This window comes from Streptomyces sp. NBC_00503, from assembly GCF_036346895.1.
Classification (GTDB): domain Bacteria; phylum Actinomycetota; class Actinomycetes; order Streptomycetales; family Streptomycetaceae; genus Streptomyces.
In genome coordinates, this window is the sequence record NZ_CP107855.1 from 3,989,198 (window position 1) to 4,003,632 (window position 14,435).

Here is a 14,435-nt window from a genome sequence, read left to right on the forward strand (position 1 = left end):
CGAGAACAAACAGGGAGCAACCGGAATGGGTTCGGTTCGCGTAGCCATCGTCGGCGTAGGCAACTGCGCCGCCTCGCTGGTGCAGGGCGTCGAGTACTACAAGGACGCCGACCCGGCGGCCAAGGTCCCCGGTCTGATGCACGTCCAGTTCGGCGACTACCACGTCAGCGACATCGAGTTCGTCGCCGCGTTCGACGTCGACGCGAAGAAGGTCGGCCTCGACCTTTCGGACGCCATCGGCGCCAGCGAAAACAACACCATCAAGATCTGCGACGTCCCGAGTGCGGGCGTGACCGTTCAGCGCGGCCACACCCTGGACGGCCTGGGCAAGTACTACCGCATGACCATCGAGGAGTCGGCCGAGACCCCGGTCGACGTCGTCCAGGTCCTCAAGGACCGTCAGGTCGACGTCCTGATCTGCTACCTCCCCGTCGGTTCCGAGGACGCGGCGAAGTTCTACGCCCAGTGCGCCATCGACGCCAAGGTCGCCTTCGTCAACGCCCTCCCGGTCTTCATCGCCGGCACCAAGGAGTGGGCGGACAAGTTCACCGAGGCCGGTGTCCCGATCGTCGGCGACGACATCAAGTCCCAGGTCGGCGCCACCATCACGCACCGCGTGATGGCGCGACTGTTCGAGGACCGCGGCGTCCGTCTTGAGCGCACCATGCAGCTCAACGTCGGCGGCAACATGGACTTCAAGAACATGCTCGAGCGCGACCGCCTCGAGTCGAAGAAGATCTCCAAGACGCAGGCCGTCACCTCGCAGATCCCCGACCGCGAGCTCGGTGAGAAGAACGTCCACATCGGCCCGTCGGACTACGTCCAGTGGCTCGACGACCGCAAGTGGGCCTACGTCCGCCTCGAGGGCCGCGCGTTCGGCGACGTCCCCCTGAACCTCGAGTACAAGCTCGAGGTGTGGGACTCCCCGAACTCCGCCGGTGTCATCATCGACGCCCTGCGCGCCGCGAAGATCGCCAAGGACCGCGGTATCGGCGGCCCGATCCTCTCTGCGTCGAGCTACTTCATGAAGTCCCCGCCGGTGCAGTACTTCGACGACGAGGCCCAGGCCAACGTCGAGAAGTTCATCAAGGGCGAGGTCGACCGCTAGTCGGATCCCAAGGGTCGGCAACGACACCTGGACTTCGGCTGTTCTTACGCGGAGGGTCCCCGGGCAATGTGCCCGGGGACCCTCCGCGTATGTGACCCTTGCCCACATGGCTGTCGTACGTGATCTGCGCGTACTCCTGCGTCTGCGGGACTTCCGCAACCTGCTCGCCGTGCGGCTGCTCTGCCAGGCCGCGGACGGCGTGTACCAAGTCGCACTGGCCACTTACGTCGTCTTCTCCCCGGAGAAGCAGGCCTCGCCCGCGGCCATCGCCTCGGCCATGGCCGTGCTCCTGCTGCCCTATTCGGTGATCGGGCCCTTCGCCGGCGTACTGCTCGACCGCTGGCCGCGCCGCCAGGTCTTCCTCTACGGCAACCTGCTGCGGGCCTTCCTCGCCTGTGTCACCGGCATGCTGATCGTCGCGCACGTCCCCGACTGGCTCTTCTACGCCTCGGCCCTGTCCGTGACCGCCGTCAACCGGTTCGTCCTGGCCGGGCTGGCAGCCTCCCTGCCACGTGTCGTCGGGCCCGGCGAGCTGGTCACCGCGAACGCACTCTCCCCCACCGCCGGAACCCTCGCGGCCGTGGCCGGCGGGGGACTGGCCTTCCTCGTCCGCGTACTGGCCTCCGACTCCGACGCCCTCGTCGTGCTCCTGGCAGCCGGGCTCTACCTGTGCGCCGCCCTGGTCTCCCTGGGCCTCGCCGTGGGTCTCCTCGGGCCCGATCACCCTCCCGGAGGGATCAACCCGACGGTGCGGGAGGGCGTCGCCCTCGCCGTACGGGGCATGGCCGACGGCCTGCGCCACCTGTCCTCCCGGCGCGAGGCGGCCCGGGCGCTGACCGCCATGACCCTGATGCGGTTCTGCTACGGGGCCCTGTTCGTCACGCTGCTCATGCTGTGCCGCTACGCCTGGTCGGACAACGAGTCCGACGGACTGGCCCTGCTCGGAGTCACGGTCGGTGTCTCGGGGGCCGGATTCTTCGCGGCCGCCGTGGTCACCCCCTGGCTCGTGGGCCGGCTGGGCACCCGGGGATGGATGACCGCCTGCGCCGCCGGATCCGCCGTGCTGGTCCCCGCGCTCGGGCTGTTCTTCGCCCCCGGCCCGATGCTGGCCGCCGCCTTCGTGCTCGGCCTCGCCACCCAGGGCGCCAAGATCTCCACCGATACCGTCGTGCAGTCCCGGGTGGACGATGCCTTCCGCGGACGCGTCTTCTCCGTCTACGACGTGCTCTTCAACGCCGCCTTCGTCGGCGCCGCCGCGGTGGCCGCGCTCGTGCTCCCGCTCGACGGGCAGTCCGTCCCACTGATCCTCGGCGTGGCCACGCTCTATGCCCTGACCGCCGCCTTCCTCATGCGACAGGGCGATGTTTCACGTGAAACATCGCCCTGAACCCCGTCGCCGCCCGTCGATGTTTCACGTGAAACATCGACGGGCGGCGGCCGGGCCGATCCGGCTCAGTCCTGCGCCGCCCACCACTCCTTGAGGGCTGCGATCGCCGCATCACGCCCCATCGGACCGTTCTCCAGCCGCAGCTCCAGCAGGAACGCGTAGGCCTTGCCGATCACCGGACCGGGACTGACGTCCAGGACCTGCATGATCTCGTTGCCGTCCAGGTCGGGCCGGATCGCGTCCAGCTCCTCCTGCTCCTGCAGCTGGGCGATGCGCTCCTCCAGCCCGTCATAGGTGCGGGAGAGCGCGTTCGCCTTGCGCTTGTTGCGCGTGGTGCAGTCGGAACGGGTCAGCTTGTGCAGGCGCTCCAGCAGCGGGCCGGCGTCGCGGACGTAGCGCCGCACCGCCGAGTCGGTCCACTCCCCGTCCCCGTAGCCGTGGAAGCGCAGGTGCAGCTCCACCAGCCGCGACACGTCCTTGACCATGTCGTTGGAGTACTTCAGCGAGGTCATGCGCTTCTTGGTCATCTTCGCGCCCACCATCTCGTGGTGGTGGAAGGAGACCCGGCCATCGCTCTCGAACCGGCGGGTGCGGGGCTTGCCGATGTCGTGCAGCAGGGCCGCGAGCCGCAGTACCAGGTCCGGGCCGTCCTCCTCCAGGGCGATCGCCTGTTCCAGGACGATCAGCGAGTGGTCGTAGACGTCCTTGTGGCGGTGGTGCTCATCGCTCTCCAGGCGCAGTGCCGGAAGCTCGGGCATCACGTGGTCGGCCAGCCCGGTGTCCACGAGGAGGCCCAGGCCCTTGCGCGGGTGCGCGGACAGCAGCAGTTTGTTCAGCTCGGCCTGAACCCGCTCCGCCGAGACGATCTCGATCCGGCCGGACATCTCCGTCATGGCCGCCACCACCTCGGGGGCGACCTCGAAGTCGAGCTGCGCGGCGAACCGCGCCGCCCGCAGCATCCGCAGCGGATCGTCGGAGAAGGAGTCCTCCGGGGTGCCGGGGGTCCGCAGGACGCCCGCCCGGAGGTCCTCCAGACCGCCGTACGGGTCCACGAACTCCTGCTCGGGAAGCGCGACGGCCATCGCGTTCACCGTGAAGTCACGACGGACGAGGTCTTCCTCGATCGAGTCCCCATAGGAGACCTCCGGCTTGCGCGAGGTCCTGTCGTAGGACTCCGAGCGGTACGTGGTCACCTCGATCTCGAAGTTCCGTTCGGCGCCCTCGACACGGGCCAGCTTCTGCGCACCGACCGTGCCGAAGGCGATGCCGACGTCCCACACCGAGTCGGCCCACGGCCTGATGATCTTGAGGACGTCCTCGGGACGGGCATCGGTGGTGAAGTCGAGGTCGTTGCCGAGGCGCCCGAGCAGCGCGTCGCGGACGGACCCGCCGACCAGGGCGAGGCGGAATCCCGCCTCCTGGAAACGGCGGCCGAGCTCGTCGGCGACAGGGGCGATCCGGAGCAGTTCACTCACCGCGCGGACCTGTCCCTGACTCAGGACACTGGAGTTCTCTTCGTTGGCGTTCGGCACAACAGAAAAGGGTACGTGCCCGGCCCGCCAGGAGCTTCCCTGTTTGTGGCCACCCCGGCCCACAAGCGCTCCGGGCCGGGCCCGATCATGTGGAGCAAGGCGCGGCACTCGCGCACAGCGGGCCTCGTTACCATGCGTGGACGCACAAACGACGACCACTGACACTTCGAGGGACGGGCGAGCGCGTGGCCGAGGCGGCAGACATCCAAGGGGCGGCCCCCGCTCCTGCCCGGCGACGCTGGCTGCGGCGCGCAGTCGTCCTGCTCGCCGGCACTCCGGTGCTCGCCGCCCTGATCTACTCTCCCGCCCCCAAGGCCGATGCCGCCGAGTCCGCGGCCTCCGCCGTGGACGTCCAGCTCGACGGCCTGGCGCCCAGCGCCCCGGTCAAGGGCGACACCCTCACGATCTCCGGCACCGTGGTCAACAACAGCCGCGAGAAGATCACCGCCGCGCACGTGGGTCTGCGGGTCGGGCCCGTGCTGGGGGACCGCAGCTCCATCGACGAGACCGCGGACCGCGGTGCCTTCAGGGCGGGCACCGACCCCGCCGAGATCAGCGCCGAATTCGCGGTGAAGATCGACACGCTGCTCCCGAAGGTCGCCCAGCCCTTCACGCTCAAGGTCCCCGTGAACAAGCTGGAGCTGGACAAGGACGGCGTCTACCAGCTCGGCGTCTCCCTGTCCGGGGAGACCGAGAGCCGTGCCTCCGAGCAGATCCTCGGCATCAAGCGGACCTTCCTGCCCTGGCAGCCGGAGGCCGCCGCCAAGCGCTCGCAGCTCACGTACGTGTGGCCGCTGATCTCCACCACGCACCTGACCGCGGAGACCGGCTCGGACGAGCTGCAGACCCCCGTCTTCCTCGACGAGAGCCTCGCCGACGAGCTGCGGCCCGGCGGCCGCCTGGAGCAGATGGTCTCGCTCGGCAAGGACCTGCCCATTGCCTGGCTCATCGACCCCGACCTGCTCTACACGGTCGACGCGATGACCAAGGGCTACCGGATCCGCACCCCCGACGGCCGGACCGTCCAGGGCAAGAACAAGGCGATCGCCGAGCAGTGGCTGAGCTCGCTGGAGAGCGCCGTCCAGGGCAAGAAGGTCGTCGCACTGCCCTTCGCGGACCCCGACATCGCCTCGCTCGCCCACCACGGCAAGGACGTCTCCGGGACGCTGGGCCAGCTCCGGCCCGCCACCGACAAGGCGAAGCAGGCCGTCGAGACGGTCCTGCACGTCCCCGCGACCACCGACTTCTCCTGGCCCGTGGACGGAGCGATCGACCCGTCGATCGTCAACGTGGCCACTTCGGCGGGCGCCCACAACGTCCTCACCCGCAGCGACAGCCTCCAGGAGACCGGCTCCCTCGGCTACACCCCCTCGGCCGCGCGGCCCATCGGTGCGGGCACCACCGCCATCGTCGCCGACGCCGAACTCTCCACCGCCTTCCAGGGCAGCATGCTCGGCGCCGGGGACTCCACCCTCGCGGTGCAGGAGTTCCTCGCCCACACGCTCGCCCTGAACCTGCAGGCGCCCGACAACCAGCGCAGCTTCGTCGTGGCCCCGCAGCGGACTCCGAGTTCCAGCCAGGCCCAGACGATGGCCACCGCCATCCGCGAGCTGCAGTCCGGGCGCTGGACCCAGCCCGCCGACCTGGAAGCCGCGGCCGCCGCCACGCCCGACCCGCGGGCCGCCACCCAGGTCCCGGGGGCCGGCCAGTACCCGGAGGCGCTGAGCAAGCAGGAACTGCCCGTCTCCGCCTTCGAGCAGATCCGTACCACCCAGAGCACCCTGGACCACTTCAAGGTCATCCTGACCGCGCCCGACCGCGTCGAGATCCCCTTCGGCAACGCCACCAACCGGGAGATGTCCACCTCCTGGCGCGGCCGCCCCGACGAAGCGCGGGACTACCGGGACCAGGTGCAGCAGTACCTGATCGGCCTCACCGAGAAGGTCAAGGTCATCTCCAAGTCGGATGCCACCCTCTCCGGACACAGCGCCACCATCCCGGTCAGCATCCAGAACAGCCTCGTCCAGGACACCCACAATCTGGTCCTGCGCTTGAAGTCCGCCAACCCCACCCGGCTGATGTTCGGCGACAGCGGTGAGGCCCAGCAGGAGGTCGCTGTCCAAGGTGGTCACAGCCAGACCGTAAAGTTCCCCGCGAATGCCACTGCAAGCGGCCCGGTCGAAGTGACCGCGCAGCTCTACACGACCGATGGCGTCCCCTACGGCAAGGAACGCAAGTTCACCGTCGAGGCCACCGAGGTCACCCCCACCGTCATGCTCGTCATCGCGGGCGGCGTTCTCCTCCTCGTCCTGGCAGGCATCAAGATGTACGCCAGCCGCAAGCGCGTCGCGGCGCGTGCCGCCGCGGAAGCCGAAGAGGAGAACACGCAGCAGAGTGACGAGTCCCCGGACACCGGACCGCAAAGCACGGACGCGTCCGGCACGGGTGAGACAGTGGACCGTTGAGCGATGCCGTGGCCGGTCGGCCTGGGGACGATGAGGTGGGGTTTCGATGAACGCGCCGTACGAAGGTGACCGCGCGCAGGGCGCCGGCGGGCCCGCGCCCTCCCAGGGCACTGCCCCCGGCACCCCGGTGCCGGGGCAGGTTCCCGCACCCGCGCCCGCACCGGACCACGACCCTTATGTCCAGGACGCCTACGCCTACGACCCCTACCGGTCGCAGGACCTGTCCGCCCAGGACCCGGTCGCGGAGGTCCTCTACGACCGGGCCTCGCACCCCCCGCCGCCACCCGGTACCTACCAGGAGCCCGGCCCGCTCTACGCCGCCCCGCCGGCCCCCGCGTACGCCCCGGACCCGCGGGTCTGGGCCCAGACCCCGCCGCCCGAGCCGGACGGCCCCTCCCGGCACCTGCCCTACGGCGACCACGCCACCACCACGCAGTTCGTGGGCGTGGACTCGCTGGTCACCAAGGCCGCCGACCAGGAGCCCCGGCCGGACGCCTTCGCGCACCTCTACCGGGATCAGGACGCGGCTCCCCGCACCCCCGCCGAGGACGCCCCCGTGGCCGCCCCGGCACCGAGCAAGCCGTCGGGTCGCGCCTCCAGCCTGCTCAAGTCCAGCGCCCTGATGGCCGCCGGCACGATCGTCTCCCGCATCACCGGCTTCATGCGGACCCTGGTGATCGCCGGTGCCATCGGTGTCGCCACCCTCAACGACAGCTACCAGGTCGCCAACACCCTGCCGACGATGATCTACGTCCTGGTCGGCGGCGGCGCCCTCAACGCGGTCTTCATCCCGCAGTTGGTCCGCGCGATGAAGAACGACGAGGACGGGGGAGAGGCCTACGCCAACCGGCTGCTCACCCTCGTCATGGTCCTGCTCGGCGCCGTCACCACCATCTGCGTGCTCGCGGCCCCGCTGTTCATCGGCATGATGTCGCAGAAGATCGCCGACGATCCGCAGCGGCTGGACGTGGCCGTCGCCTTCGCCCACTACTGCCTGCCCACCATGTTCTTCATGGGCGTGCACGTGGTCCTCGGTCAGATCCTCAACGCCCGCGGCCGGTTCGGCGCGATGATGTGGACCCCCGTCCTCAACAACATCGTCGTCATCGCCACCTTCGGGGCCTTCATCTGGGCGTTCGGCGGCTTCACCACCACCGGGGTCACCGAGGCCGGCATCACCCCCGAAGGCGTGCGCCTGCTGGGCCTGGGCACCCTGCTCGGCCTGGTCGTCCAGTCCCTGTCGATGGTTCCCTACCTTCGCGACGCCGGCTTCAAGCCGCGCCTGCGGTTCGACTGGAAGGGCCACGGCCTCGGCAAGGCCGCCGGCCTGGCCAAGTGGACGTTCTTCTTCGTCCTCGCCAACCAGCTCGGCCTGATCGTCGTCACCCAGCTCGCCACCTGGGCGGGCGAGGTCGCCGACAAGCAGGGCCACGGCGGTACCGGCATCACCGGCTACAACTACGCCCTGCTGCTCTGGCAGATGCCGCAGGCCATCATCACCGTCTCCGTCATGACCGCCGTCCTGCCGCGCATCTCCCGCTCCGCCCACGACGGCGACGCGGCCGCCGTCCGCGACGACATCTCCTACGGTCTGCGCACCTCGGCGGTCGCGATCGTGCCCTGCGCCTTCGCGTTCCTCGCCCTGGGCGTCCCGATGGCCGGCCTGCTCTACGCCGGCTCCGGCGCGCAGAGCGCGCAGAACATCGGCTTCATCCTGATGGCCTTCGGCCTCGGACTGATCCCGTACTCGGTCCAGTACGTCGTCCTGCGCGGCTTCTACGCCTACGAGGACACCCGGACCCCCTTCTACAACACGGTCATCGTGGCCGCCGTCAACGCAGGCTTCTCCGCGATCGCCTTCCTCGTCCTCCCGGCCCGATGGGCCGTCGTCGGCATGGCCGCCGCCTACGGCCTGGGCTACGCCGTCGGCGTGGGTGTCGCCTGGCGCCGGCTGCGCACCCGCCTCGGTGGCGACCTCGACGGGGCGCACGTGATGCGCACCTACACCCGGCTCATCGGGGCCTGCCTTCCCGCCGCGGTGGTGGCCGGTGCCGTCGCCTTCGCGGTCCTGCACTTCATGGGCAGTGGGGCCCTCGGATCGCTCGCCGCGCTGGTGGCCGGCGGTATCGCCCTGGCGGCGGTGTTCCTCGTCGCCGCCAAGCGGATGCGCATCGAAGAACTCAACGCCATGGTCGGGATGGTCCGCGGACGCCTGGGGCGCTGATGCGCACATCCATCCCCTTCTTTAGCGTGTCGTGCAGAGGGCCGGACTGTGGGCACAATTGGCATGGCTTCGCAGACTGGCCGACAGCGCGTAACGGATGGGGAGGCAGGGACGACGGTGGCGGAACGTAGCACGGCTGCCGTCGACGTGGCCGACAACGGCGGCAACGAGCCGCCGGCCGCTGAGGCGGCTCAGGCCACGGCCGACGGGGTGGACACCCAGAACGGACAGGCCGCGGACGGACTCATGCCCGAAAAGGACGGCGAGCGCAGAAACGCGGCACCTGCGGCCTCGCCCGAACTCCACAGCGGCCACAAGCTCGCCAGGCGCTACCGCCTGGAGGAGTGCGTCACCCGTCTGGACGGATTCAGCAGCTGGCGTGCGATGGACGAGAAGCTCCGCCGCGCCGTGGGCGTCCACTTGCTGCCCGCCGACCACGCGCGGGCCCGTGCCGTACTGGCCGCGGCCCGTTCCTCCGCCCTGCTCGGCGACCCCCGGTTCGTCCAGGTCCTCGACGCCGTGGAGGAGAACGACCTCGTCTACGTGGTCCACGAGTGGCTGCCCGACGCCACCGAGCTCACCGCGGTACTCGCCGCCGGCCCCCTGGAGCCGCACGAGGCCTACCAGCTCGTCAGCCAGATCTCCCAGGCCATGACCGCCGCGCACCGCGAGGGCCTGGCGCACCTGCGGCTGACCCCCAGCGCGATACTGCGCACTTCCACGGGCCAGTACCGCATCAGGGGCCTCGCCGTGAACGCCGCGCTGCGCGGTATCACCAGCGACACCCCGCAGCGTGCGGACACCGAGGCCATCGGCGCCCTCCTGTACGCCGCCCTCACCCAGCGCTGGCCGTACGAGAACGACGCCTACGGCCTCACCGGCCTGCCCAAGGGCGTCGGGCTGATCGCTCCCGACCAGGTCCGCGCGGGCGTGCACCGGGGCCTGGGCGAACTGGCCATGCGTGCCCTCGCCAACGACGGAGCCACCGCCTCCCGTCAGGAACCCGCCTGCACCACCCCGGAAGAGCTGTCGAAGGCCGTGGCCGCGATGCCCCGCATCCGACCGCCGGAGCCCACCTTCACCGCGCCTCCGGAGTACCAGCACACCACCTACCAGCAGGGCAGCTACGGCAGGCCCATGCCTTCCGGCATGCCCGCCCCGCAGACGCTCGGCGTCGTCCCCCCGCCGCCGCTGCAGAGCCGCACCGGCCGGGCCCTGAAGTGGGGCGTCGCCGCCCTCCTGATCGCGGCCCTCGGTCTGGGCAGCTGGCAGCTCGCCGACAACCTGCTGGGCCGCGGCAATCAGGGCAACAACGGCAGCAACCAGAACCAGCACCCCAAGGGCGACGACGCCCCGGAGAAGAAGGAGCCGGTTCTCCTCGCCGTCACGGGCGCCCGTGAGTTCTCCCCGGACGGCAAGGACCAGGACCCCGACAGCGTCACGAACACCTTCGACGGGGACGCCACGACCTTCTGGCGCACCAAGTCCTACGTCGAGGGTCCCGAGATGAGCGAGGAGTACAAGGCCGGTGTCGGCGTCGTCTACGACCTCGGGTCCGAGCACGAGGTCAACGGTGCCTCGATAGCGCTGAAGTTCGCCGGCAACCACACCACCGCCACGCTCTACGACGCCGGCGCCCTGTCCCCGTCGGGCCAGGTCCGCTCCATGCCGAAGATCGCCACCGGCAGCACTTCGGACAGCACCCTCAAGCTGGCCACCGACACACCGGTCAAGGCCCGCTACGTGCTCATCTGGATCACCGCGATGCCCAAGGCGCCCGCCGACGCGTACAGCCAGGCGGGTTTCAAGCAGGCCATCACGGACGTGAAGTTCACGGGCTGACGCACGGCAGGGGAGGGGCTCACCGTTGGACGAAGCCACACCCGGAGGCCGCAGCGACCAGGAACTCCTGTCGCTGCACGCCGCCGGAGATCCGGACGCCTTCGGTGAGCTCGTGCGCCGTCACCGGGACCGGCTGTGGGCCGTGGCCCTGCGCACCCTCGGCGACCGCGAGGAAGCCGCCGACGCCGTGCAGGACGCACTCGTCTCGGCCTACCGGGCCGCGCACACCTTCCGCGGTGAATCAGCCGTCACCACCTGGCTGCACCGCATCACCGTGAACGCCTGCCTGGACCGGGCCCGCAAGGCCGCCTCCCGCCGGACCGCCCCCCTCGATGACACGGAACGCCTGGAGCGCCTCCTGGAGCCCCACGAGTCCGCCGAGGCCCCCGCGGAGCGCCAGGACCTCCACCGCCAGCTCCTGGCCGCCCTGAGCACCCTCCCGGCCGAACAACGGGCGGCGCTCGTCCTCGTCGACATGCAGGGCTACCCCGTCGCGGAAGCCGCCCGCATCCTCGACGTCCCCGTCGGCACCGTGAAGAGCCGCTGTGCCCGCGGCCGGGCAAAACTCGTCCCGCTCCTCACTCATCTGCGCACGCATACCGGGGATAACACCGACAGCGAGCGGGGAAGGAACCGGACACCGGGGACAACCGTCCCACCGACGGCAGACCGCGGGGAAGCAACCCCGGATCCCAACGCAGTGAAGGGCGGAGGTGGACGAGCGTGAACCCCACGACCGGTACGACCGGCACGATCCGGCACCCCGATGTCTCGGAGATCTCCGAGCTGACGGAAGGCCTCCTCTCCCCGTCCCGCACCACCGAAGTCCGCAGCCATCTGGCCGACTGCGCCCTGTGCACCGACGTCCGCGCCTCCCTCGACGAGATCCGGGCCCTGCTCGGCACGCTCCCCGGCCCTTCCCGGATGCCCTCCGACATCTCCGGCCGGATCGACGCGGCCCTCGCCGCCGAAGCCCTTCTCGACTCCACCACCCCGCGCGCCGAAGCCGTGCCCGTCGGCCGGACCGGTCCGGCCGACGGGGGAGCGGCCCCCGATGTTTCACGTGAAACATCGCCCGCCCCACTCACGGAATCCGGTCCTCTGCGGCCCTCCGGTCACCCGGCCGGCCCAACGGGCCCCGGTCGGCGTCGCGCCCGCCGCCGGATCGCCGTCGTCGGCGGTCTGCTCACCGCCTGTGCTGTCGGGGTTCTCCTGACCAACTTCCTCTCCGGCCCCCGGAGTGGGGACATGTCGGCCCGCACGAACTCCGCCAGCTCCCAGGCCCAGCCCGGCGGGCACGCGTACACGGCCCAGGGCCTCCAGGACAACGTGCAGGGACTCCTCGCCTCCGCGGACCAGGTGAAGAAGGTGCCGGGGGACCAGAGCAACACCTACGGGGTGGAGAACAACTCTCCGGCCGCTCCGGGACTGGCCCCCGCCGACCGTGCGGCACCCCCGGTCCCGGCCTGTGTCCAGAAGGCCACCGGCCGCTCCGAGGAGCCCCTGGCCTCCGAGCGCGGCAGCTACGAGGGCACCGACGTCTTCCTCCTCGTCCTTCCGCACCCCGGCGACTCCGCTTCCGTGGACGCCTACCTCGTCAGCGCCGCCTGCCTCACCGCCCCCTCGGCCCCTGCCGGAGAGCCCCTGCTGAAGAGCACCTACCCCCGGGGTTGAGCCGCTCTGAAGCCCGGGTGGACGGCTCGGGAATGCGGGCGCCGTAGGATCCGTTGGGTGGGGTGAGAGTCCACACCGGCCCCCCGGTAGGCAGCAGGCAGTCCGCAGAGACGAGGAAGTAACCCGTGAGCGACGTACGAAACGTGATCATCATCGGTTCCGGGCCGGCCGGTTACACCGCCGCCCTGTACACCGCACGCGCTTCGCTCAAGCCCCTGGTCTTCGAAGGTGCCGTCACGGCCGGTGGCGCCCTGATGAACACCACGGAGGTCGAGAACTTCCCCGGCTTCCAGGACGGGATCATGGGGCCGGACCTCATGGACAACATGCGCGGTCAGGCCGAGCGCTTCGGTGCCGAGCTGGTTCCTGACGACATCGTGGCCGTGGACCTCACCGGTGAGATCAAGACCGTCACCGACACCGCCGGTACCGTGCACCGCGCCAAGGCCGTGATCGTGACCACCGGCTCGCAGCACCGCAAGCTGGGCCTGCCCAACGAGGACGCACTCTCCGGCCGCGGTGTCTCCTGGTGCGCCACCTGCGACGGCTTCTTCTTCAAGGACCACGACATCGCCGTGGTCGGCGGCGGCGACACCGCGATCGAGGAAGCCACCTTCCTCTCCCGGTTCGCCAAGTCCGTCACGATCGTCCACCGCCGTGACTCCCTGCGCGCCTCCAAGGCCATGCAGGACCGCGCCTTCGCCGACCCGAAGATCAGCTTCGCCTGGGACAGCGAGGTCGCCGAGATCCACGGCGAGCAGAAGCTCTCCGGGCTGACCCTGCGCAACACCAAGACCGGCGAGACCTCCGAGCTGCCCGTGACCGGCCTCTTCATCGCCGTCGGCCACGACCCGCGCACCGAGCTGTTCCAGGACCAGCTGGACCTCGACGCGGAGGGCTACCTCAAGGTCGACGCCCCCTCCACCCGCACCAGCCTCACCGGTGTGTTCGGTGCCGGCGACGTCGTCGACCACACCTACCGTCAGGCCATCACGGCCGCGGGCACCGGTTGTTCCGCTGCCCTCGACGCCGAGCGCTTCCTCGCCGCCCTCGCGGACGTCGAGAAGGCGACCGCGGCGGTCTGACCCCCGCAAGCAGCACCACACCCCATTTCCCCGCAGGAAAAGAAGGAGGCCGTTGTGGCCGGCACCCTCAAGAACGTGACCGACGCAGACTTCGACACCGAGGTCCTCAGCAGCGACAAGCCGGTCCTGGTGGACTTCTGGGCCGCCTGGTGCGGTCCGTGCCGCCAGATCGCGCCCTCCCTCGAGGCCATCGCCGCCGAGTACGGCGACGAGATCGAGATCGTCAAGCTGAACATCGACGAGAACCCGGGAACGGCCGCCAAGTACGGCGTCATGTCCATCCCGACCCTGAACGTCTACCAGGGCGGCGAGGTCGTCAAGACCATCGTCGGTGCCAAGCCGAAGGCCGCCATCCTGCGTGACCTGGACCCGTTCATCACGGCCAAGACCGTCTGACGGACCAACGTTTCACGTGAAACGGGGCCGCTCCTCTCGGGAGCGGCCCCGTTTGGCGTATCGGTGACGTCTCTTCACAGCGGACGCAGCGCCGGTTCCTTCCGGGCCGCACCCAGCAGGCGGTCCAGGGCCAGTTCCACGTCTTCCTTCCACGACAGCGTGGAGCGCAGCTCCAGCCTCAGCCGGGGATGGACCGGATGCGGCCGCACGGTCTTGAAGCCCACGGCCAGCAGATGGTCCGCCGGCAGCAGACAGGCCGGACCCTCCCACCGCGCGTCCCCGAATGCCTCGATCGCCCGGAACCCCCTGCGCAGCAGGTCCTTCGCCATCGTCTGCACCATCACCCGCCCCAGGCCCTGCCCCTGATACCCCGGCATGATCCATGCCGTGATCAGCTGTACGGCGTCCGGCGACACCGGGCTGGTCGGGAAGGCGGTCGCACGGGCCACGTACGCGGGCGGCGCGTAGAGCATGAACCCCACGGGGACCTCGTCCACATAGACCACGCGGCCGCAGGAGCCCCACTCCAGAAGAACGGCGGAGATCCACGCCTCTTTCTCCTGGGCAGGGGTGCCCGCCTTCACGGCGGCCTCACCGCTGACCGGATCCAGCTCCCAGAAGACACAGGACCGGCAACGCCTCGGCAGATCCTGAAGGTTGTCCAGCGTGAGCGGTACCAGCCGACGACCCATGACCGCATCGTATCCACAGCTCGAATCACC

Annotated in this window: 11 protein-coding genes; 9 read left to right on the top strand and 2 right to left on the bottom strand. The window is 70.1% G+C overall.

The window, feature by feature from the left end:
* Window positions 1-25 precede the first annotated feature (25 nt).
* Together OG490_RS18640 and OG490_RS18645 are read left to right on the top strand one after the other, a co-directional pair.
* A complete protein-coding gene (locus tag OG490_RS18640; RefSeq protein ID WP_330297427.1) occupies window positions 26-1,108 on the top strand; it encodes an inositol-3-phosphate synthase in 1,083 nt (360 codons plus the stop codon).
* A gap of 106 nt (window positions 1,109-1,214) precedes the next feature.
* Window positions 1,215-2,495, top strand: coding sequence for an MFS transporter (locus OG490_RS18645; protein ID WP_330297428.1), 1,281 nt, complete (start codon window positions 1,215-1,217; stop codon window positions 2,493-2,495).
* Between the two features lie 65 nt (window positions 2,496-2,560).
* Here OG490_RS18645 and OG490_RS18650 read toward each other — a convergent pair whose 3' ends face one another.
* Window positions 2,561-4,027: a CCA tRNA nucleotidyltransferase gene (locus OG490_RS18650; RefSeq protein ID WP_330297429.1), complete on the bottom strand. Its 1,467-nt coding sequence runs from the start codon at window positions 4,025-4,027 to the stop codon at window positions 2,561-2,563.
* A 185-nt stretch (window positions 4,028-4,212) separates the two neighbouring features.
* Here OG490_RS18650 and OG490_RS18655 point away from each other — a divergent pair, with 185 nt between their 5' ends.
* From OG490_RS18655 to trxA, 7 genes are all read left to right on the top strand, one after another.
* Window positions 4,213-6,492 (top strand): DUF6049 family protein, encoded by a 2,280-nt coding sequence (locus OG490_RS18655; protein WP_330297430.1) that lies wholly within the window; start codon window positions 4,213-4,215, stop codon window positions 6,490-6,492.
* Between the two features lie 46 nt (window positions 6,493-6,538).
* A complete protein-coding gene (murJ, locus tag OG490_RS18660) occupies window positions 6,539-8,716 on the top strand; it encodes a murein biosynthesis integral membrane protein MurJ (RefSeq protein WP_330297431.1) in 2,178 nt (725 codons plus the stop codon).
* Window positions 8,717-8,833: 117 nt separating this feature from the next.
* The gene (locus OG490_RS18665; protein WP_330297432.1) at window positions 8,834-10,558 is read left to right on the top strand and encodes a protein kinase family protein; all 1,725 of its coding nucleotides are present in this window, start codon (window positions 8,834-8,836) and stop codon (window positions 10,556-10,558) included.
* A gap of 25 nt (window positions 10,559-10,583) precedes the next feature.
* On the top strand, window positions 10,584-11,285 hold the full coding sequence (gene sigM, locus OG490_RS18670; RefSeq protein ID WP_330297433.1) for an RNA polymerase sigma factor SigM: 702 nt from the start codon (window positions 10,584-10,586) through the stop codon (window positions 11,283-11,285).
* Window positions 11,282-12,232, top strand: coding sequence for a hypothetical protein (locus OG490_RS18675; protein ID WP_330297434.1), 951 nt, complete (start codon window positions 11,282-11,284; stop codon window positions 12,230-12,232). Before sigM ends, OG490_RS18675 begins: the two co-directional genes overlap by 4 nt.
* A 125-nt stretch (window positions 12,233-12,357) precedes the next feature.
* Window positions 12,358-13,317, top strand: coding sequence for a thioredoxin-disulfide reductase (trxB, locus tag OG490_RS18680; RefSeq protein WP_330297435.1), 960 nt, complete (start codon window positions 12,358-12,360; stop codon window positions 13,315-13,317).
* A gap of 54 nt (window positions 13,318-13,371) precedes the next feature.
* Complete coding sequence (gene trxA, locus OG490_RS18685; protein ID WP_330297436.1) at window positions 13,372-13,713, top strand: thioredoxin; 342 nt, start codon at window positions 13,372-13,374, stop codon at window positions 13,711-13,713.
* Between the two features lie 74 nt (window positions 13,714-13,787).
* On the opposite strand, the gene OG490_RS18690 is transcribed toward trxA, so the two are convergent.
* Window positions 13,788-14,405 (bottom strand): GNAT family N-acetyltransferase, encoded by a 618-nt coding sequence (locus OG490_RS18690; protein ID WP_330297437.1) that lies wholly within the window; start codon window positions 14,403-14,405, stop codon window positions 13,788-13,790.
* Window positions 14,406-14,435: the final 30 nt, after the last annotated feature.

Coding starts and splice junctions, on each gene's coding strand:
- OG490_RS18640 (WP_330297427.1), top strand. CDS start 26: ATGGGTTCGGTTCGCGTAGCCATCGTCGGCGTAGGCAACTGCGCCGCC.
- OG490_RS18645 (WP_330297428.1), top strand. CDS start 1,215: ATGGCTGTCGTACGTGATCTGCGCGTACTCCTGCGTCTGCGGGACTTC.
- murJ (WP_330297431.1), top strand. CDS start 6,539: ATGAACGCGCCGTACGAAGGTGACCGCGCGCAGGGCGCCGGCGGGCCC.
- OG490_RS18690 (WP_330297437.1), bottom strand. CDS start 14,405: ATGGGTCGTCGGCTGGTACCGCTCACGCTGGACAACCTTCAGGATCTG.